Source organism: Clostridium boliviensis (assembly GCF_033342255.1).
In the GTDB taxonomy this organism is placed as follows: Bacteria; Bacillota; Clostridia; order Lachnospirales; family Lachnospiraceae; genus Lacrimispora; species Lacrimispora boliviensis.
In genome coordinates this window covers 206,232-228,371 of record NZ_JAWONS010000109.1, presented here as the reverse complement: position 1 = coordinate 228,371, position 22,140 = coordinate 206,232, and the positions used below count along the sequence as shown (strand labels likewise).

18 protein-coding genes are annotated in these 22,140 nt (G+C 39.7%); 4 read left to right on the top strand and 14 right to left on the bottom strand.

What is annotated here, in order from left to right:
- Positions 1-38 precede the first annotated feature (38 nt).
- Genes RZO55_RS07530 through RZO55_RS07490 form a run of 9 tightly spaced genes read right to left on the bottom strand, consistent with a single transcriptional unit; the run spans position 39 to position 8,625 of the window.
- Entirely contained in the window at positions 39-1,331 is a 1,293-nt protein-coding gene (locus RZO55_RS07530; RefSeq protein WP_318063663.1) for a glycoside hydrolase family protein, read from the bottom strand.
- A 14-nt stretch (positions 1,332-1,345) separates the two neighbouring features.
- The gene (locus RZO55_RS07525; protein ID WP_318063662.1) at positions 1,346-2,032 is read right to left on the bottom strand and encodes a LytTR family transcriptional regulator DNA-binding domain-containing protein; all 687 of its coding nucleotides are present in this window, start codon (positions 2,030-2,032) and stop codon (positions 1,346-1,348) included.
- A gap of 38 nt (positions 2,033-2,070) precedes the next feature.
- On the bottom strand, positions 2,071-4,608 hold the full coding sequence (locus RZO55_RS07520; RefSeq protein WP_318063661.1) for a SpoIIE family protein phosphatase: 2,538 nt from the start codon (positions 4,606-4,608) through the stop codon (positions 2,071-2,073).
- Positions 4,609-4,621: 13 nt separating this feature from the next.
- A complete protein-coding gene (locus RZO55_RS07515; RefSeq protein ID WP_318063660.1) occupies positions 4,622-5,704 on the bottom strand; it encodes a GNAT family N-acetyltransferase in 1,083 nt (360 codons plus the stop codon).
- A gap of 8 nt (positions 5,705-5,712) precedes the next feature.
- A complete protein-coding gene (locus RZO55_RS07510; protein WP_318063659.1) occupies positions 5,713-6,009 on the bottom strand; it encodes an STAS domain-containing protein in 297 nt (98 codons plus the stop codon).
- A gap of 2 nt (positions 6,010-6,011) precedes the next feature.
- Complete coding sequence (locus RZO55_RS07505) at positions 6,012-6,299, bottom strand: hypothetical protein (RefSeq protein WP_117419710.1); 288 nt, start codon at positions 6,297-6,299, stop codon at positions 6,012-6,014.
- Positions 6,300-6,337: 38 nt separating this feature from the next.
- Complete coding sequence (locus RZO55_RS07500; RefSeq protein ID WP_318063658.1) at positions 6,338-7,459, bottom strand: DUF2589 domain-containing protein; 1,122 nt, start codon at positions 7,457-7,459, stop codon at positions 6,338-6,340.
- A 37-nt stretch (positions 7,460-7,496) separates the two neighbouring features.
- On the bottom strand, positions 7,497-7,784 hold the full coding sequence (locus RZO55_RS07495) for a hypothetical protein (protein WP_318063657.1): 288 nt from the start codon (positions 7,782-7,784) through the stop codon (positions 7,497-7,499).
- Positions 7,759-8,625 carry a DUF2589 domain-containing protein gene (locus RZO55_RS07490; RefSeq protein WP_318063656.1) on the bottom strand — a complete coding sequence of 289 codons (867 nt, stop codon included), beginning with the start codon at positions 8,623-8,625 and terminating at the stop codon, positions 7,759-7,761. The genes RZO55_RS07495 and RZO55_RS07490 overlap by 26 nt, the downstream gene beginning before the upstream one ends.
- 257 nt (positions 8,626-8,882) lie before the next feature.
- Between RZO55_RS07490 and RZO55_RS07485 the strand changes: the two genes are divergently transcribed.
- The 3 genes from RZO55_RS07485 to RZO55_RS07475 all read left to right on the top strand — a co-directional run bounded on the left by RZO55_RS07485 (position 8,883) and on the right by RZO55_RS07475 (position 12,199).
- The gene (locus RZO55_RS07485) at positions 8,883-9,965 is read left to right on the top strand and encodes a DUF6765 family protein (protein WP_318063655.1); all 1,083 of its coding nucleotides are present in this window, start codon (positions 8,883-8,885) and stop codon (positions 9,963-9,965) included.
- 358 nt (positions 9,966-10,323) lie between these two features.
- On the top strand, positions 10,324-11,484 hold the full coding sequence (locus RZO55_RS07480) for an endo-1,4-beta-xylanase (RefSeq protein WP_318063654.1): 1,161 nt from the start codon (positions 10,324-10,326) through the stop codon (positions 11,482-11,484).
- 307 nt (positions 11,485-11,791) lie between these two features.
- On the top strand, positions 11,792-12,199 hold the full coding sequence (locus tag RZO55_RS07475) for an AAA family ATPase (RefSeq protein WP_336624274.1): 408 nt from the start codon (positions 11,792-11,794) through the stop codon (positions 12,197-12,199).
- A gap of 69 nt (positions 12,200-12,268) precedes the next feature.
- Here the strand turns inward: RZO55_RS07475 and RZO55_RS07470 are convergent, their stop codons facing one another.
- The 4 genes from RZO55_RS07470 to RZO55_RS07455 form a co-directional block, all read right to left on the bottom strand.
- On the bottom strand, positions 12,269-12,526 hold the full coding sequence (locus RZO55_RS07470; protein ID WP_318063722.1) for a DUF5680 domain-containing protein: 258 nt from the start codon (positions 12,524-12,526) through the stop codon (positions 12,269-12,271).
- Positions 12,527-12,615: 89 nt separating this feature from the next.
- Positions 12,616-15,255: a glycoside hydrolase family 9 protein gene (locus RZO55_RS07465; protein ID WP_318063653.1), complete on the bottom strand. Its 2,640-nt coding sequence runs from the start codon at positions 15,253-15,255 to the stop codon at positions 12,616-12,618.
- A gap of 96 nt (positions 15,256-15,351) precedes the next feature.
- Complete coding sequence (locus RZO55_RS07460; RefSeq protein ID WP_318063652.1) at positions 15,352-17,997, bottom strand: glycoside hydrolase family 48 protein; 2,646 nt, start codon at positions 17,995-17,997, stop codon at positions 15,352-15,354.
- A gap of 764 nt (positions 17,998-18,761) precedes the next feature.
- Entirely contained in the window at positions 18,762-19,703 is a 942-nt protein-coding gene (locus RZO55_RS07455; RefSeq protein ID WP_318063651.1) for a hypothetical protein, read from the bottom strand.
- Between the two features lie 444 nt (positions 19,704-20,147).
- Between RZO55_RS07455 and RZO55_RS07450 the strand changes: the two genes are divergently transcribed.
- Positions 20,148-20,810, top strand: a complete 663-nt coding sequence (locus tag RZO55_RS07450; RefSeq protein ID WP_318063650.1) for a hypothetical protein — start codon at positions 20,148-20,150, stop codon at positions 20,808-20,810.
- Between the two features lie 55 nt (positions 20,811-20,865).
- Here the strand turns inward: RZO55_RS07450 and RZO55_RS07445 are convergent, their stop codons facing one another.
- A complete protein-coding gene (locus RZO55_RS07445) occupies positions 20,866-21,684 on the bottom strand; it encodes a hypothetical protein (protein ID WP_318063649.1) in 819 nt (272 codons plus the stop codon).
- Between the last annotated feature and the right edge of the window lie 456 nt (positions 21,685-22,140).

The window sequence follows — 22,140 nt, the reverse complement described above, 5'->3', positions numbered from 1 at the left end:
AGCAAAATAGTTTACTTTATCTATTATGGTTCAGGCTTTCACTTTAAAAACAATTCTCTTTCTTCATTTCTACGTCTGGTAAGCCCCTCAAGGACCTTTCCACCGCCCTTATTATAAGCAGGAAATTTGTCCGCAACCTCCATGGCACTCCTTCCGGAGACGAGACTCTTAAGATTGCCCGGACCGCAGTTATAGGTAAATGAGGCCAAAGCGTCAAATTGATTCTGGTTCAATGAAAAGGAAATAATCCCATTCTTCTTATAAGAATTGACATAATCAGCATATTTTTCAGCATCAGCCTGCAGCATCCCGATTGCCAGCTGCTGTGTGATTCTCTGCCCGGACTGTACACCTTCTGTATGTCCATATCCAATCGTCCAGACTCCAGCCGGACATTTGTATGCCTCCAGACGGCAGCCCTCATATTTGGCAATCAGCTGAATTCCAGCGGCAGATATACAGAAGGATTTATTAACTGACGGTGCCGGAAGCGCCGCTTCCCTGTGATTTTCTTCCTTTTCTGATTCCTGCTTTATTAAGTATTTCACATTTACCGGACTGCAGATTGATTTACTTCCGCTGTCATTTTTGTCTATCACAACTCTGTCATTTTTTACTGATGACACAATCCAGGTATCTGTTTTTACCCAGTCCGGCATTGCCTTGTCATTATAGTATACTGCTTCACTCATAATCTTTACATGATCACCTGGCCGTATTTCTGCAAGGCCAGTTCCCGTATCGGCTGCCGGCTGTTCGGTTGCTTCCTTCATTACATGTTCTACTTCTGCCCGAAACGTATCCATCGTATACCCTGTATTAAGCTGATTCCAGATATGTTCCGGGTCACCGTGACCGGAGGCCAGGCCCCTGTCATGCCCTTCCTTATGACTGATTATAATCCCCTCCTGTAACGGATTCAGCTTATACTGCTTACAAAGAAAGGCGAATAATTCTACGGCTGCATGATAAGTTCTGTTCACTACTTCCCTGGCAGCGTCGGGATCGGAACAGATAAAAGCAGCTCCGCCGGTATATCGAAGGCAGGATGGTTCGCACATTTCAACACCGATATGCGTATTATTTGCCTCACCTCCGCAGTGCCATGCTCTGTAATCCCAGGGCAGTGTCTGAAATACATCTCCTGTATTACCGTCAATAAATCCATGTACACAGGCCCTTGCAGCAGACGGACTATTCCATTGCGCAACAAAGCTGCCGGCTGATGGCTGCGGACACCCGACGCTATGCAGCATCAATCCTTTCACCTTTATTCTTTTGCCTGCCTGAAAGCAGGGATGCCTGTCCAGATAACATTGTTTCATATTCATAAAATAACCTCCTTTTATTGTGCTACCAGCTGATTTCTGATCTCTATAAATTTTTTCTCCGGTATCAGCATGGAATCTCCATTATCCATCTCCACATAACACCTTCCTATCCGGATCACATGATCTTTATGTACAATAAAGCCTTTATGAATGCGGATAAAACTATGGGACAGGATAGTTTCTGCATTTTTTAATGACCCTACCGACTCAATCACCCCATCCCTGCAATGCCAGTACACATGATTGTGATGAGATTCCAGATAGATTAAGTCCTTCTCTCTTACATGATATAACCTTTCATCTAATCCTTTAATCCAGTGACAGTAATTTTCAGGTAACCACTCTGAAAGATGCAGATATTTAATTTTGATACCGCTGTCTTCCATCACAAATAAAAGAGTGATATTATGCAGAATTCTGTCTTTCCCCACTGCATAGTAGCTGCCAATTACCAGAGAAAACTGCTGTGTGATTAAAATGGTGTAATATTCCACATGTACAATAGAAACCTTTTGTTTCCCTAAAAATCTGATATACTCATCAAAATCCTGTTTCAATGACAAACTCACTCTTTCATAATCCGCCGTAATCCATCTCATATTCGCACTGGAATACTTTGATACATGTTCTATATCACCCATATAAAGGGATTGAACAACATGCCTTGCCAGCCTTTCTAAATTCTTTTTCACTTCAATCATCTTTTCTCCCCAAGTGAATGAAACCCCTTTTTATGACCTTATGTCTTCATCAAAAGCAAACGGTTTTTCCCAGCTATAAACTCGTACTTAAGGGAATCCATACTTTTTTTCACAATATAGATTCCGTATCCGCCCGCTTTTCTCCCTTCCAATTCATCTGTTACATCAGGATCCGGTTTTTCCAAAGGGTTAAATGGGATTCCATCGTCTTCAAAAAAAAGTTTTATCTTTCCATCTGCAGCCTTGCAGGCAATGGTTACCTCCTTTGCTTTACTATAACGGCAAATATTAGAAAAAATTTCATCTACAGCTATCATAATTTTAATAAAAGATACCTGCCGGACCGCTTGTTCTTTCAGAATACGCTCTACAAAATCCTCTATTTCCGCCATACGTGAGAGATCTGCTAATCCGTGATTTTTCTGATAACCGTCTCCTTTGTAACAAAGAGCAAGCATTGTAATATCATCAAACTGCTCTGCTTTCCCTTTAAATGCCTGTATATCCTCCCATACTGCCGAAATCTGATCTCCGGGAGGAAATTCACTCGATTTCTCCAACCTGCTTTTCAGCCGTATTTCTCCATATAATTCATTCCCGGTGTCATGAGCCTCAGTCACTCCGTCTGTATACAAAAAGACCTGATCCCCAGGCATTAACTTTAGCTTTGCCTGGTCATATGTCAATCCTTCCATGCCTGCAAGAACGAAACCGGTCCGCTGGTCTAACCAGGAAAATTCTCCCCTGCCCCCCGTCTTTATTAACGGTGGGTTGTGCCCTGCATTGACATACGCCAGATCTCCGGTTGACAAAGTAAGAATTCCCAGCCATGCTGTTACAAACATACCGTCTCTGTTATTCTCATAAAGACTTTTATTGGTATCTGTAAATACCTTAGCAGGATCCGGTTCAACCTTCATGCGGCTTCGTATCAATGTTTTTGCTACCACCATGAACAATGCCGCCGGTACTCCTTTGCCAGATACATCAGCCACCATAAAAACAAGATGATCTTCATCTGTCAGAAAAAAATCGTAAAAATCTCCGCCCACCTCTCTTGCCGGTGTCATCTGAGCCCATAGTTCAAATTCCGCCCTTCCGGGGAACGCATCCTGTGACAATGGGAGCATATCTGCCTGCAGTCTGGCGGCGACCGTAAGCTCTGTCCTGATTCTCTCCTTCTCTGCGGTAATCTCTGAAAGATTTGAGATATAATTTTTAATCTGTGATGTCATGGAATTAAAGGCTTCCCCCAGATCCTCGATCTCATCTCCCGTTGTTATCTGTATCTGGTGTTCTAAATCTCCTTTTCCAATGGTCTTTACCTCATCAGTGAGCCTTCGGATCGGATCAGTTATCCTGCCTGCAAATACCGCTCCTAAAACGCTGATGATCACTGCAGCGCAAAGCGTAATTAATAAAAAGGATACCAGCATTCTTCCTATTGCCGCATCCTGATTATCGCCCACTGCATCCGTCAGCGTTAAAATCATTCGATGGCTCTCCTGTGCCGGTGCAATCACTTCTGCTACATCTATAACCGTTGCAAAGCTCCAGCCCAGTTCTTTTAATGGGGCATATGCAAGATAAACATCTTTCCCATCAATTGTCAGCCTTTCGATTCCAGCTTGTCCTGCTGTCATTTTCCGGTAAATATCAGACAGTGGTTTGTTTTTGCTTTCCAGTAAATTCAGATAGCTTTTCGCAGCAGTTTCCCCTTCCTTCTGGGGAGAAACCATAATCTGTCCATTTTTATTCACCAGAAAAGCATAACCGTTTTCTCCCACCGCTGTCTTTAAAACTCCATGATACACAATGTCCAGATAGGAGCCTGCTCCGGCTACAGCCACCACTTTTCCCTTATGATAAACGGGTTGTGCACATACAATACAATCTCCCCCTCCATGCACATCTGCAATAACATCGGAATATACAATTTCTCCCTGCTTCGCTCTTCGTGCCCTCTGATACCACTGTCTGTTTTCCGCCTCATAAAAGACTGGTTCCTTTTCCTGACTGTTGAATTTACTATAGGCAATGGAATCCGCCTGAATCAGCCAGCCCGACCCAGTTGCGACGTAAACAGATGACACCATCTCATTGTTTGCATTATACTGAATCAATAAATCCTGAATATTGCCAATCTTTAACAGTTCCTGATTCTGCCAGGCCTCCTCCTTCTGTTTCCATGACTTCAGCAGCTGAGCGGATAATTCCCTGCACCCCGGCTGGGGCGGCAGAACAATTCTGTCCGGATAATTCTGAGGGTTTTCGTAAATTTCTTCTGCCATGGAAGCAATTCCATGTACATAGGCAGTCACTTCCGTAAAGGATTTCCCGATATAAGCCGCTTTTTCTTTTGCAATATTCTGCAGCTGCTCTCCTGCTATTTTCTCCAGGGCATCCTGCGCATCCTCAGCAGCCTTTTTTCCTAATTCCCGGTTGGTATCCATGGAAATCCTTTTCATGGAAAACAGGCTCCAGACACTGACTAAACCGTGGAGAAACATAGTAAGAAATACTGCCAAAAGTAAAAATCCGGTTATGGTTTTGCCAATCTTTTTTTTCTTTTTCATTTGATCTCCTGTTTCATCCATCCTTTCCCAGACCAAAAAACATATTCTGTGACCGCTCATAGCAGTATTTGACATACAAAAGCAAAGACGCAAATTCGCTGCTGACAATGTAATCATCAAAATAGATCTTCACTGCTCCTGGATTATGGAGAACCATATACTCCTTTTCACTGCATAAAGGCTTAAGTCCTGTAAAAAAATATCCCAGTTTTTTTGATATTTCATATGCTTTCACAGCATGGCAGTCGTTACAGTTTAAAAGCAGGCTGGCGGTCTGTTTCCTGCACAAAGGAAACTGCCTGTGCAGATTTAAAAGACGCTTTTCAAAATCTCTGCCAACTCCAAGTACTCTTATTTCAAGATTACTTTGGACCGCATCATTGGAAAAAGTCATGTCACTATAATCCGGCATGCCAGACTCCCCCCATTCAGAAATCATTTTCCCGCCATGAACGCTGTAATTCACTCCAAGGCTCTCATAGACCGTTCCTGCAAATTTCTGATGTTCAACAGGCAGGTAAAGCGTTCCTGCATCCTGTTTATCCAGTGCCATGATCTGAATTGCCTGTGAATGCTTGGTGTTCCTTCCATTGTCATAGGAATGGGTTATTTTATCCAGATCAAAGACATTTAGTATGAAGCCAGCTGCGCGGAGCCCCGTCCGGTACAGGAGCACCTGTGTAATGTCGTGAAATGTTACCGGAAGACAGTAGGCCGCTGAATAATTCCGTGATTTTAACAGTTCCAGCCCATACTGAAAGAAAGGCAGCGCAAGCCCATAACCGCGGTACTTTTTACGAAATATCTGGGAAGCAATCTCACACATGGACTCTTCCGGATAAAACTGTTTTAAGATCATCATTCCTGCGATTTCCTTATCTTCCGTTTGTGCAGCCAGAAATGTGATATGATGATTGTCAGACTCATTTTTTATGTACTCCGGATCATATAAGTCTGTTTTGAAATAAGTTTCTCCATATTCTTCCCGGATACAGGCAATCATTCCCTCCTCATCCCCTTTCCGGTATTCTCTGAGTAACAGAAAAAGCGTATCCCCGGTTTTATTCTTTAATTTAACTTCTCTTTCTTTTACCATAATGACACCTACTGAATATTTAAGATTTCCGTAAAGCCGGTTATCTTAAACACTTCCATGACTTCGCTGTTTACGTTGCGGACAACCATACTGCCCTGTTTGTTCATCTTTTTTACTGCACCAAGCAGTATCCGCAATCCGGCAGAAGAAATGTATTCTAACTTTTCCATGTCAATCTGTAAATCGGTAATACCAGACGTCTTTTCCTCAATTACTGCTTCAAACTGAGGGGCAGTTGTAGTATCAAGTCTGCCTTCCAGTTGAAGGAGCAGATTTTCTTTCTCTCTGTTCTCATATATTTTCATATTTAAAGCCCGCTTTCCTGATTTTCTTCCCACGAAGGTTTTCTTGTGAATCCTACATGATAGGTTACCTTTTCCATTGTTAATTCGTGCTCTCCCACCAGATAACGTCCTATGGTAACATCCTTCCCAATAATCGTACCTTTCGGATAATCATTCAGACAGCGGTTGAGAACTGCAATCTGTGCTGCCCTGGATTGATCCGAAAGGGGATTATTAGGATTGACACTTCCGACAGGAACCATTTTTACATAATGAATATCCGTGAGAGCAGTTTTTTCATCCTGCTTCATCCTTCAGCTCCTATAGATATGTGTTGAGATACGATTAATTAAGGCTGTTGCGCCGGCAGCTGTTTTCCGGCAATGGCGTCACTGTATTCGGCTTTTTTGTCAAACAGCTCTGTCTCCAGTCTGCTCACATTGCCCTGCGCTTCTATAGCTGCCTTTTGTACAGCAGCCAGCTGCTTGTAATAAAGCTCTGTTTCCTGGTATTTATCTGCTTTGTCGTCTTTTAATTCTTTCAGTCCGAACAATTCAGATACTGTAGTTCCGTCTGAAGTTTCTCCGCTGTCCGCCAGCATTTTAATTAAATCACCAGCCTGATTCTGGAGATTATTCCAAGGTGCACTTATCTCACTCATTACCTGGCTGTATGCGTCAGATTTTTCCTGGTCTGCTTCATTTGTTTCATCCAGACCGCTCAGCTTCTGGGATAAGACTGCCTGATATGTATTTAGCTGAGAAATGGCAGCTTTCTTCAATCTGGCAACATTGCCATCAAACGTCTCTCTTGCAGCAGAAAGCCGTGTCTCAATCTGGGAAATATCGTGGCGCAGAGCCTTTAACCGTTCTGCACGGATTTTTGCACTCTCGCTTAAATCCTGTCCGTTTCCATCCTTTAAAGAGCTACCAACCAGGGATGGAGCCACATTTGCAGCCATCATATCAAGGACTCTTGCAAGACCTTCCGGGGTACCATGATTGGTGGCGCGCACATCTACATGATATTTGGCAGAATTATCTGAACTTCTTGTATTGGAACTGTGGGCACTGACGCTGCCGGTAACGGATATTTTGATAAAACCGATACGCGCAGATCCGGTCAATGACGCTCCCATGTCAAATGATGTATCCTTTTTTTCACTCTGCTTAACTTCCATATCAAACAGGACATTCACCTCGTCGATCTGCAGATTGGGGATGGGAACAATGGCAAGCATAGGCACATCCACCTTCATCTCATCCAGATTGCTGGTACCATCCTCATTCACGCTGCGCTTCTGGTACATGAAAGCCACATTCCGTACTTTTCCGGTGGAATCAAAACCCACCCGGTTGATAAAATCTGCCGTAGAATTTGCCAGTGATGTACTGGCATCTGCTGCAGCTGCAAGAGGGGCACCGATTAATTTGTCCATCTCCAGACCTGCAAATTGTTCTGCAATCGCCATAAAAATACCTTCTTTCTTTTTGGTTTATGAATCTTTTCTATGCTTTATCAAAACCATGTGTCATACACCTCACCATTTTTTCCAGTAATGAAAGAAGTTTTTGTAGAATTGTCTGTTTCCTTGGAACAGATCCCGCTATCTCTCCAATTGCAATGTACTCCACCCACAAAATCTCTTTCTGTGATAAATCAAAACAATCGTTTTCAAATATAAGACGAAAATTTAATTCTACCGTCAGATTCATGAAATACTGTTCCAGATCTCTACTGGTGTTCTTCGCTTCTTCCTGTGGTTTTTTCTTATTTGTAATCATGATCCAGTCCAAAATTGATTTCGCTGCTCATAATCTGTTCCTGATATTCCATGATACGGTTTGCAATATTGGACTGTGCCATAAGAAATTTATCCCGGTCAAACTCATAGGGACTTTCATCAAATGCCGCCCTGCTTACCTGCTGCAGCTTTTCCTGTTCCGCAATCATATCTGTTATCTTTTGATACAGCTGCTTTAATTTCTTCACCTTAGCCTTCAGTTCGTTAATCTGCTGCCGCATCAGCTTATGAGTGTCGGAACCTAAGCTTCCATCAATGGTTACCGGTGTGTTATCCAGCTGTTTGGCTACCTGGTTTGCACTAAGCAAATCAATCAGCCGCATAATCCCTTCCGTAGCCGGTATGGAACTCACCTGCATTTTAAAAGATACTCTTGGCAGAAAATCACTGTCACGCTGTTCCGGTGAGCAGATCCGGGCATTGATATTGCATTTTCCTTCATTTTCATTCACAACATTTATTTCTGCGGAAAACCCTATTTCTGCTTTCTCCACATTTAAATTTGTAATCGGAATAATTGACATAAGCGGTACCTGAAGCTGAAGATTGTCCACACTGCATCCTTCTTCTGCTTCCGGCCTGATTTGATCATAAGCGAGATTAATACAGTCCAGATGGATAATTTCCTCCTGACCGCTCTGTCTGATGGTCGCCATACCCTTAATTGCTTCCACCACATGAGCCTTCAACTGTTCACTAGACTTTGCCAGTGCATGGAGCGGTGCATATACAAGATCATTCAGGGGTATGAAATCGCTGTCCCTGTATCCTCTTTTTCCCTTTCCCTCTGTAGGCGGTGACGTTTTTGTCTTTGAGCCTGCTTCCTCAGCCATGTTTTGCTTTCTCCTTTCTCGTACGACGGTTTTGATAGCTTTAAGATACGCTGTTTTATTTTCATTTTCATCAGAATTGGATAAAGAACGGATAAAACGGGACAAAAAACCATTATGATACCGGAACTCATTAAATTGGGTTTTTATCCCTGATTGTGCGTCATATATCTGGATTTATTGAAATCTGTTTTCGCTCTTTTTATATTGAATACAGAAAAACAAGCTTGTTTTCAAAAATAAAATTTGGAGGTATTATTATGAATTTGGATTTTCATTATTATGGGACGTATTGTGCTGCAAGAATTGCAGAATTTTCTCACGAACAGGCCGAGAAAATTGCGTGGGCAGCACAAACAGTTGACGAATGTACCGAAGATTATTTAAACGCAGCAAAGATTCCTGCAGCGAATCAGATAATAACCTGTGAAACAAATACGGAAATTTTCAAAGATAATATTTATGATCTTTCCTCATTTAATAGTGAAACTCTATTGAAATTAAGAAAAATCTGGATGCCTTTTCATTTTCTTCCCGGTAACCTGGATAATCATTTAAACATAAAAGATCCAGTATTAATGAATAAGAGAAATTATCCTGATTTACAATGCATTTGCACCCACAACAGCACAATGGTATCAAAAATTATATCTGATACCATTAACAAATTTGCATCTGCTAATCCATTAAGTGATAAAATTTTATATTTAACCGGTATCCGGATGCATGTTCTGGCCGATACCTTTGCACATGAATTCTTTGCCGGTACACCTTCCTATTTTATTAATGATGTGGGAAACAGCGGATTTAAGATTCATAAAAAAGATACGAGCTTAAGCGACTACGTAAGCACTCCGGCAGGAGTCAGTAATTATTCTGCTTTTTGTCTTGGGCACGGCAGACTTGGGCATTTGCCGGATGACGGCAGTATGAGTTATGAATATCATCCCCACTGGTCCATGGAAGGTTACCATGTTATAAGATGCAATGCAGAAATTTTTGCCCAGGCATTCTATGAGATGATTGATGCTCTTAAATGCATCAAAAGCCACGCCTCTTTCGAACCTGCCGATACATACTTAGATGGTGAAAATGCTCTGTTTCAGGAACTTAAGAATCCGATAAAATGGGACAATTTAAAAGATATTTTAAAAAGTAAAACTGGTGATGAAGCATGTAGAGCATGGTGTCAATATATGAAAAAGATGGATTTCCCGGATTTACAGAATTATTACAAAAAGCAGGTTTCACCGACCGCAATAAATGACTTCTTAGATGCAGCAAGAGCGCATCAGGATATGGTGTGTGCAGAACTGCAGGCGGCTGATATTCCTGCTATATAATCAGATAAAGGAACCGGAATATTGCTTAAACTGCAACATTCCGGTTTCTTCAAATATATCTTCCTTATCTAGAATATCTACGAAAAAATGACGAACAGTATCGTAATAGTTACATTTTCATTGTTTTAACTATATATTATGTTAGATTAGTAACAGATTCATCAACTTAATAATGCAGTTTATTTACTATCTGTAAATTAGACCAAAAAGAATCTTTGAAATCTGGTAACTTTAATAAGTGGGAGCTAAGGAAGGAGGAATGCACAAATTTAAGAATACAGCGAAACCTGTTATTATAAGAAATACTGATTCAAAGAATCTTTTTAGATAAAAAAATAATATACAAGGGGGTAGTTACATGAAAAGATCATTTACAAAAAAACTAGTAACCGTTGTTTCTGCAATTGCACTTACTGTTACATCTTTAGGGGTCACCCAGGCAGCAACGCCCGATCAGAATCTGTTAAATACATATGGAACCAATTTCCAGCGGGTAGGAACTTGTGTAACACTGCGCCAGTTGCAGGATTCTTCTACTTTAAATATCATCAAGCAGCGGTACAATAGTATCACGCTTGAGAACGAGATGAAGCCGGATGCACTGCTCGGCAGTTCGCCAAACCTGATATCAGTCGCTGAAGCGAAATCTTTGGGATACTATATTCCCAGCGGCTATACAGAGCCTACTGTACCAAGAATCAATTTTGATACAGTGGATAAGGTATTAAAAATATGTTATGAGAATGGCCTGGGGGTACGGGCACACACACTGGTCTGGCATGGTCAGACTCCTACGTGGCTGTTTCGGTCAGGTTACAATGCCGGTGCTGGTCATGTGGACCAGAATACAATGAATGCACGTATGGAATTTTATATAAAGACAGTGATGAATCACGTCTATCTGAGCAATTACGGCAGTGTCGTTTATGCATGGGACGTTGTAAATGAATATCTTCATTCTCCAGCCAACTCAGACTGGGTTAGAATTTATGGAAATGTTTCAACAAGTCCGCAATTTGTAAAAACAGCCTTCCGTTTTGCTCATGAAACATTAAGCTATTTTAACCTTACCGATAAAGTTAGCTTATTCTACAACGATTACAATGAATATATGGAAGCTAATAATATCATTAAACTCATTCAGTTTATTAATTCAGACAGAAAATTATGTAACGGTGTAGGCGGACAGTCTCATCTTTCATCAACATTTCCAAGCGCTTCCTATTTCAAGCAGGCTTATACCGCATTTAAAAATGCAGGCTTAGAGATTCAGATTACTGAATTTGACGCCGGAGCCGGCTCTGAATCAGAACAGGCAGCCTATGTCTATGACGTTATGAAAGCAGTCTGCGAAGTTAAACGGGATGGCGGCAACATCACAGGATTTACCTGGTGGGGATTATCCGATGATGTCTCCTGGAGACGTGAAAACAGTCCTCTGCTCTTCTCAAACCTCTGGACTCCAAAGGCTTCCTATTACAGAACGTTAGATGCATTTACTGATATATTTAATCGGTAAGCTGTAATTTTTTAATCGAAGAAGGTATATAAGGAAAAGAGCACGGCTGGTCCGTGCTCTTTTCCTTATTTTGTCAGGTTGCGGTAGTATTTATTTCACTTTTAAACAGTCCATGATATACTAATATAAAGATTCTATCTTTGAAGCAATTGGAGTCGCTTACGGCTTCAATCCTGAAGGCGGAACTTTAAATTATCGTTTCTCAACCTATGATGATGTTTCAGAGCTAAGCAATGCTCTCACTCTGTCTAAAGGTGCCAAACGTTCTAAATACAATTATTTTTTTCGTGCAGAAAGCTTTTTTAATTTGGCAACAAAAGCAGAAGATTATCGGGACAACACTCCAAAAGAAATATTTTATCGACAATATGGCGGAAAGTCTCTGCATGAACAATCTCATGGTGAAAGCTTTATTCATTATTTTCAATCTTTTTCAAATGAAGGATTATATCTGATGGATGAACCGGAAGCAGCATTATCCCCTCAAAGGCAGCTGACTTTACTAATGCAAATTGTAAACCTGGCTAAACAGGGTGCACAATTTATAATTGCTACTCATTCCCCAATATTACTTGGAATTCCAGATTCAGAAATAATGATGTTTGATAATGATGGAATCAGGTCTTGTGAATATGAAGAAACTGAAAGTTATCAGGTTACTAAATTATTTATCAATCATAGGCACGAGTTTCTAAACAGGTTGCTGGGGGAATAAAAAACGGGCGTGCACATATATCCATGGCACGCTCAACAATAGATTTCATCAGGAATTCCACAATATTCCCTATTTCAACATTCCTCCATGATAAAAGCATTCATAAACCTTAATATTCTGGCAGAAAATTTCTTCGTACCCCTGGAACCATTCCATATCTCCAATTATCTTTGTTTTATATGTGTACTCCCCAGACTGATAGAATTCCGGTCCTCTATAAGGTAATTCTTTTGGTGCAGTTCTTAATGCCTCTTTTAAGAAATCACCGCTGAATCTCTCGTCTAAGTTTCTTCCAAAATAGTTCATCGAAAAAATTGCATTCCCCATTGCGTTGGAATGTGTGACGCCGGGCACAAGGTGAAAAAAAGAGAGGAGCGCGAATGAACTGCGCTCCCCATCCAGCCCCACACAAGCAATTAAGGTTCTATCCCCCATTTCAGATTCCCGGCCAGGTAAGCGGTTATTTTATCACTGTCAGCATAGGCGGAGCCAGTACCCTGATAGGAATAATCGTCTGTCTGGATATAATTCGTCCAGTCTGACTTGGAAAATCGCACCTGCAATTCCAGGAAATTCGCCGCAGAAAGGATACCTGCTCCTTCTTTAAAACCAATTTCCAGATAGTAATCAGCACCACTCTTTACCTCTCCCATTTTCACAAAGGTTCCTGTCACATTGTCTGTTCCCGCGGAAGACCAGTCACACCAGAATTGCTGTTCTTTTTCTCCGTCAATTGTATAATAATATCTTAATTTAACATCAGAAAGGCTGATGTCTCCGATTCCCGTATTATACAGCCGGATCTTTGCTGCAATGCTGCTTACGGTGTCGGGTGTATTCACATGAAATGCCTGGACTTTCAATTCTCCTGTTGTTATAACCGAACTATCCGTTATGGTAATTGTAAAAACAGGATCATTCCCTTCACTGAAATCAAAGATCAATCCTAATTTACCAACAGATTTGTCAGCCAGATAGGAGCTTAAAATGGTTACTATATCATCAGATATTACATAATCGTTATCTTTCACCAGCAAATCATTACCATTTTTTATATTATCAAGTGTATTTCCATTATATATGAGTTTCACCTGCACATCCTCAGGATTGTTTTTGTCAAAAGATGCAGTTAACGGACTGATGGAAGAACTGGTCTGTGAACTTCCAGTTTCATCGCCGAATACTTTCACCCCAGAATCATATACCGGTATATAGTTAGTCTTAACAACTTTTCCTGAAGTCGCGCCGTCTAATCCTGTATAAGAATGATCATTGGAATTATCCCAGGAAACCATATCCGGTCCGGCGATTCTAAACTGAATTTCTTTTTTGTATGCAGACTGGCCTCCAGGATAAATTTTGGTTCCTGTAAAATCAACATTTACATAATAAATATTGTCAGCTTCATCCCAGGGCAAAAGTCTTGATACTGCTGCTCCCTGGTTATAATTTGCTTTTATTGTAAAATCGTCCGCTGTATAGCCTGCATTTACAGCCTCTGTTATATCTACAAAGTACTTAAATGATAAATGATCTCCCATTCTTGCAGGCCATCCCGAACGATTATTCAGCAAAGCCTTGATTTCTATAAAGTTACTGCCTGAGGCGTTAATTCCTGCTTCTACAAAATATTCGTCGTTAGTCACTTCTTCCATTGCAGTAAAGTCTGCAATGGGATCTCCGCCGTATTCTCCATAAAGTTTTGCAAGTACACCTACAAATCCGGCATTATAATCACAGGCGACCTCATTATTGACATAGTTATTGATTTCATCTGTATAACTATCGTCTTTATCCGGTCCTCCTGCCAAAGCCCCATAAAGGGTATGTCTGTGGTATGCGGGTACGTTCATACTGTCAGCCCAGGAACTGTGCGCTGTCCTGTGATGAGGTCTTTCCGGAGAATTTATTCCATAACCAACCACAAAACTGCAGCCGCTGCTTCCCAGAGCATAATCTACCTGCTCTTTCGCAAATTGCCTGTAGGTCTCCGCCTTTTTTGTACTGCAGCCTGACCAGTCAGCATAAACGCTGGCTAAAAAAGCGGTTGTTGTTGCATATCTTAAAGCCCCCCAGGAATCCAGCCAGGCAAGACCTTTTGGCGTATAGGAAATACGGCTGCCGTTATATCCCGTTGACCAGTAATCCAGATGCATTTGTGTACTGTTCTTGTACACCTCTTTTCCGGTTATTTTTGCAAGAAGCAAAGCAGCGCCATAATGCACATCATCCCAGCATTGCGCCCATTTATAGGAAATGGTGGAAGATTGAGATTCTGTGCTCCAGTTTGGTACATAGGATTCTGCTTTGTCCAGATAATCGGAATCTTTGGTAGCTAAATACAGCCATACACCGGACCAGGACAGTTCATCATAGAAACCGCTGCTAGATGTGTAAAAACCGTTTGCTGCGGTATAACCACTGTCACTCTTTGTTTTGTCAGCAAATGAAAAAAGCTCTTTGGCATGTTGAATGCAGGTTTCTGCATAATCGGGATCACGATCAGCATAGATAACACCAGCTGCTGCCAGAGCTGCAGCTGCAGCTGCGGATACTGTGGAACCAGGACTGTTAACATCTACCCTATAAGACGGTCTTTCCATTTGCATTACTTCTGCCGGCCCCCACCAGGAATGATCCGTATTGCCATTCCCCACCTGGTAGTAAAAAACATCTGCCGATGGGTGGCATTTTATAAGATAATCAGTTACCCATTTGATTTCCTTTAATAAATACTCTAACTGACCGCTTTCTTCTAAAGCATCTTCTGCCTCATATACGCTCCAGGCCAGCATGGCCGCCGAATAAGCCATAGGGAGATTAAATTTCACATGATCTCCTGCGTCATACCAGCCGCCGGTTAAATCAATCTCTGCGTCTGAACCATCAGACAGACCAGAATCTCCTCTCCAGTTATTCCTGATATCAGCAGGCAGCTTTCCGGAACGTTGGAATTCATAAAACATAATTGCTTTTTGTAACGCTTCTCCGTAATTATAATTTGATTGTGCCTTTGACGGCTGAGCCGCAGACATGGTATTCTTTTTTATTCTCATATCTAAACCTCCGGGTTCTTATTGATCATTCTGACCCAAATCCAGTTTTCTGATATTTGGGCCAGAAATTATTATATGAAAGCTATCACGCTTACATTACGGTTCCATACCCCATTTCAGGCTGCCTGAAATATATCCTGTAATTTTTTTACAGTCGCTATAACTGCTGCCTGATTCTGAAAATGAATAATCTCCCGTCTGCGTATAATTACTCCAATCATTTTTAGAAAATCTTACCTGGACTTCAGTTGACTGGCCTGCTGCCAGTTCACCCGCTTCATCCGTAAATCCGATTTCCAGGTAATAATCTGCTCCTGGCTTTGTTTCCGGCATCTTTACAAAGGTACCAGTAACATTACTGCTGCCAGCCGAAAACCAGTCACACCAAAAATTCTGATCCTTTTCCCCATCTATGGTGTAATAGTATCTTAGTTTTAAATCTGAAAGTAAAATACTGGTATTTCCTGTGTTGGAAATTTTAATTTTCGGTGCAATCGCACTTGTCTGCGCTGACGTAACTCCATTAAACATTTGTACATTGATGTCCCCGGCTGCTATTGAAGTATCTGTCACAGTCACAACAAGTACAGGATGAATCCCCTTGCTGAAATCAAAGATGAGCTTTAATTTCCCGATTTCTTTTTCTGCCAGATAAGTTTTCAACAATACAATTGCATCATCGGTTAAGGTATACTCCACACCTTCTGTTAAATAGTTATCTCCCTCTTTAATTCCTGTAAAGGTATTTCCGTTTAAGGAAAGAGTGACTTCAATGTCTTGCTGATTACCTGCCTTTTTATCAAAAACAGCTGATGTCGGATCTATAGAAGAATTATTTACCGGTTCTCCACCTTCAAACAGTAAGGAATATACACCGTTGGCAATGGCAATATCACACTGTGCCCAGAAGCGGTGGTAGCTTAATACGGGGGCTGTTCCACTATTATAAGCGTCCTGAACCTTCTTAAAATCAGGATCATCTTTGTATTTAGAACGGATATCTATAAACTTAACTCCATTTTTCATCTCATCTCCATTTGGCATGGTTCCTTTCCAGCCTTCCGGTACATAAACCTCCTGATCAAAGAAACGGCTGTAGTCATTCCTTTTTTCCGGAACGGTAAGTCCTTTGTCATCTTTGTACAAGCTCCACATACGGTCTAATAATTCCTTGGCAAGCACTCTGGCCTCATCGTCACCAGAAGCTTTACTGTAATACAGTAAGGTATTGGCAAGAGAGCCCGCTACGCCGATGTCAGTTCCATAGGTGCTTACTTCTACATGCAGATTCGGATTTCCGGTATAGGATCCTGTCCAAGTTTCAGGCTGACCTGACCAGACTAAATTATCAGGGATCGCAAACGTTCCGTCCTCTTCCAGTTTCACTACTGTTTTAATCCATTTAACCCATCTGCTCAGCAAGGCCTCTGCCTTGGAATCCTTTGTTTTATAAAAATACTCTGCTACACGCTGCATTGACCATGCCTGGAATCCAAACCATTGGTTGCTTCCGGGATCAGCATAAACAGGATGTTCCTGATAACCCATGCCATAAAAGGTCGCGGTTTCTGAAGGCCAGCTTTCATAACGGCCGTTATTGGAATTGGACACACCGCCCGCAATACCGCCTTCCTCGGACTGCAGCCACTGATAGAATTCCAGCTGTCTCTCCAGACTCTTCTCCCAATCGCCTGCGCCATTTGGGGAAATAGGTTTGAATTCCTCATCCTGTGACAAGATCCAGGCTGCCATAGGGTTCTGGTAACCAAAATGGCTGTGACTGCAGCCAATCATCCAGGACCAGTTTGCGTTTACTCCGCCGCCCCATGCATAATACCAGCAAAGCAGGTAATGAGCTGCATCGTAACCGGAGCCAGCTGCATTTGGAGATCCGATTTTACGGAAATATTTATCAAACATGGCGTATCTTAAATAGTCACCCATTTTACTGGCCTTGCCAATATAGGTTCCAAGATCCACCCCATATTCACTGGCCCACTTGTCTGCCCAGTATGTCGCCTGAATTGCCCGTGCATCTGCATCAGGTGCATCGGTATACTTGAACTGTTTTGCATAGCTGCTGTCACCGGTAAATAAATCAAGGAATCCATTTTTACCACCGAAATGCATGTCATCCCAGCACGGCTGAGGAATTGTTTCCCAGGTGGATTCCTCCCTTCCTCTCTGGAAGGTATTGATATAGGACGGTTCAGACACACCATCCCCACGGCTGCCAAAACCATACCAGTTATCTGAGTCTAACAGCCAGTGCATTCCGTAAATAGTAGAAGTGCCATATGCGGACTTCAATTCATTGTAGATCGGATCCTTCCCAACCGCTGCACCAGTGTCCAATTTTGCCGGATAAAGACTTGGAAGCTCCCATTCAGGTGCATAGGTTGCCGGTTTACTGGGATTGTATCCGGACATACTACTATTGGGCTGGTCCTTTTCCGTTGGGATCATATAAGTTTCCGTAATATCCCAGGCTTTTTTAAATTCGGAAAAATCACCGGTAAACTTTCCATACATAGCCTCGAGCCAGATATAATAGCTCAACGTTTCACTGGTAGTTACATGACCATAGTCAGGTGCTTCAACCATCAAAGTTTCTATCGAGTGATAAGGAATTCCTTTCGAACTGAAATATCCGTTTTCAGAATCGTGCAGTTTCTCCCATAATTCCAGGAACCTTTCCTGATAGATGTCTGTGGGCTCTTTTAATAACTCTTTTTTCATCATCTTATAACCTCCTCTTTTACTAAAGAATCAACAAAGTCTATATTGAGACACAATGGTCTTGAGCATATGATTCTTTCAGGTAAATTCCAACATAAGTGCCGAAATTATAACGTTGAGTAAGATGTTTTGAATGAAATTTTGAAGCTAATGTTTTAGTTAACAATTGAGTACATCTACTTTTGTAACATTTTATACGTCAGCAATCAGAGCATAAAACGGTACAGCGCAAAGGTAATAAATGCAAATCTTATCACTCAACAAACGGCACTTGTATTTAAAATTTCACCCAAGTTCAGTATATGCCGAAGACATCATAAGAGTGATGGACGACATCTGGATATAGATTATCATCTCATGAATTCAATGCGTCAAAAGACGACAATTTAGGGGTTATCTCAACCCTTTTATGGCAGAAGTTACTGATCGTAGTTGATCCTGCTCAGTTTTTCCGAATCAGGTTATTGTTTTATTACAGCTTAAAGAGCATAAAAAATAGAAGCTCAAATTGAACTTCTATGACTGAATCACTTATCTAATTAAACACTACCGCAGGTACCCAAAGAAGGCCTCCGAATCAAAAAAATAGTATGTAAAATCTTGTCTGAATGAGAGTTAAGGTTAGACGCATGCACCAAATATTTAGTGTTGATTATTACTGCCTCCTCGATTAAGAATTCAGCAAATTTATAAGAGTAAAACAACGGGGAGAGAAAACAATTAATCTCCTCGCTGTCTTTGGAGGTGGAACTTAAGTTTACTAATGACTACTCCATTCTTAACCTTCCATGTTCTCTTATAAACAATACTTTCTCAATGGTTTTGTATGATTTCCACCAGTTTTCACTAATTGCAAATTCTCTAACATATAAACCATTATCATACCATTCCCACGGAATTCCCCACACACCCTGACTAGGTCTGATATTAATCAATTCATCAAGGGCATTAGCTACTACTTGTTCTTTTCCTTTATAGTAGAAAACAGAAGTTGTTGGTAATACTGTTGCTAAATCCTGATGGTTTGTCCAAACATATTCATGAAAATGTTCCTCTATCATTAAGGAGGTTTTCTCCTTTAAAAACTTCAAATCAAATCTATCATGAAGCTCTGTTTCTTTTAAATCTTCATACAAAGAACAATATCCCAAGAGTCCCATATCACCATAATTATCATCACTGCTTAATTTGTCAAATAACATTTCTGTATATTCCAGCGCTTTATTATATAACTTTATTTCAGGCTCTGTATGGCGAAGAATAAATCCTGATAAGCTTGCTGTTATCCCAATATTCTGGTGTTCATTATTTTCTTTCTCATTATGTGTCCACCAAATTGCATGGGGATATACATTATTCCCAGGGACAGTAAAGAACCACCCACTAAATCCTTGATAAATTGTATCTTCAAGGTGTTTAAGAATACCTCGATAAATCGGATGCGTCAAATCATAGAAACCAACCTGTTTTAAAATATTGATTGCGAATTCGGTATTATATGGTGTAGATTCCGGATTCCAGTTATCCGGCTCTAAAATTTTCCCAAAACCACCATCATCATTCTGATATACAGCTAACGCCGCTAATACATCTTCTATACTCCCACTCTCAAAATGAAATTTCCACAAAGTATATTCTAGTGGTCTTGCATTACGATGTACCCATGACTGAATCTCTTGAAAATCATTTTTTTCTAACATTTTTAACATGATAAACCCCTTTCCGTGCACTTTCCGGCGTGTCTTGGTTTACTTATTAGTGAACATTTTGTCAATAGGAAAGTAGAAAAACAATACCAGATTTCCTGCATAGTTGTGTATGTGAGGGATGATGTATTCATCATTAAGTTTTATTGAGTTTCAGAGCAAACTCTGCTATACTAGATTTAATAAAAAATACAGGATGTTTCCTATGACAATAGGTAAGAGAATTCGTTTTATCCGTACTTTTCAGAATATGAAAAGACATATGAATTTAATTATCCATTGAATTTGATGAAATCTTTTTTCTGGTTTAAGAGGAATTTCCTTTACAGATATCTCTATTTGAATTTCAGATAGATAATGACATTGATAAGCCATCAATGAATTTTCCAACTGAGAGTGTAAGTTTCAGTGGGATTATAATTAAACAACGAAAGAAGGATATTTGTTATGAGATTTTGTGATTTTTTTATTGAATATAAACTTGGACTAAAGGAAATAAAAAATCTTATTCCTTTTACCAAACTTCCTTTATACAGAAAAATAGCTATTGTACTTTTATTTGTTATTGGAGTAATCGGACTCATTTTTAGTGTAACACATAAAATAATATGGGCCTTCATTACTTACGGAATTGCCATATTATTATTTATTATATTTTTTATAATTGATTCTAAAAAGAAAAATCTCAGAAATATGCTAGATAATCATTATAAACTTTACTCTCAAAAAAGAATGAATATGATAATATCAGTATTAAATATCTATGATATCAAATCAGCTGACACAGATACAATCGATTTGTTAATAACTGAAGCAACTAATGCGCAAATACAATGTGACTACTTATTGCCCTTGAAAAAACCACTCAAAGCACTGGGTGCGATTATAATACCTATCGTAATTTATGCTGCGCAAAAAATAGCAGATGCTGTAACTATTGAAGAAGTATTTAATATGTCTTTACAAATTATATTTATTATTATTTGTATTTTTTCCATTATTATTGCCATAACACCTATTATAAAGGATTTGTTTTACCGTGATTATAATAAGTATAATGAATTGTTATATGATTTAAATCAAGTTAAAATATTTTATTCAAAAGATTAGAATATTAGTAAATTCACTAACTATCAATATTTAATTATCAATGTACAATCCCTATCTATCGACTTAACAACTCCTCTAGCCATACTTGAAAACTAGTTTTATCATCTGGATCATCGAATAAGTGTGTTTTGTCTATTTTTTTATCTATATTATTTATCAAATACTTCTTCTCTTTACTCATTAGTTCTAAAGCGTGATTGTTGCACATTGTTTTATCACTTTCATTGGATTTATCTCCTATAAGCTTTAGAAGTACTAATTCTTGAATAATATACTGATTATGTGATTCTACTGATATTTTCCAGTCTCTAACTTTATTAACACATATTTTTAATACATCGCTATTAAAATTTATATAATAATAAAGCCTAATATAAATTAATGATTTCTTAGATATCATCACATAAGTCATTTCCAACATCTGAAACAAAAAATATAGTGTACAAATCAATGTAAAAAATAAAGTTCCTCTTAATACAAATAAAAATTCAAACACCCCTAACAAAATTGTAATAAGCATCTTAAATGCTAACGTAATATAATTGTTTTTATATATAAATGACTTAAAAAAGATACGTTTGTAAGAAACATTTAAACAACGATCATTAACATTTCCGGCGATAATAGCCACCACAGAAAGCATGAGTGCTGCTACCATCACCTGCGTAGAAAACAATGTGTTAATATCCAAATTACAATATATTTTTTTTGCAAATTCATAAATCCATACATAATTATTCATCAAAGTACTTACATGTATTTTTAAAAATTCTATTATTGCAAATACTAAAGTAACTATCACAAATACAATATATCCGTCCACATCTTCAAAAAAAATATCTCTTTCTTTTTTATGCATACTTTTCTTGTTCATACTTTCCTCCTTAAATTCTATATTTTCATACCACATAGTTCTCTTGGAATGCTAACCCCTGTCATTCCCCCGGTATATATCGACCAAAGTGGTAATCTCAGTTTTTTTGATACAAGTATCATAATTAATGAATCTATAGATGTGTAATAATATGAATATTCTGGAATCCCCAGATCATGCTATGCTTATTATTGGGGCTATCAGCTTCCCGATCCGGACATTTCAATCGAACAGCAAGGATCTTATTTCTTCCTATCATACCTCACTTATCCCCATATAATATACGATTTCTCGCTCTACAGTCGAACACAGAGAATTTTATTTCCCTCTATAATATTGAAATACCAATCCAGATATGATATATTATAACTACAAAGAGATAACCGCCCACAAAGTGGTTGACCTCGGAATAATGGTTTGAAGAATCGCCCCTACTCCCGTCAGAGTACAAGGGGC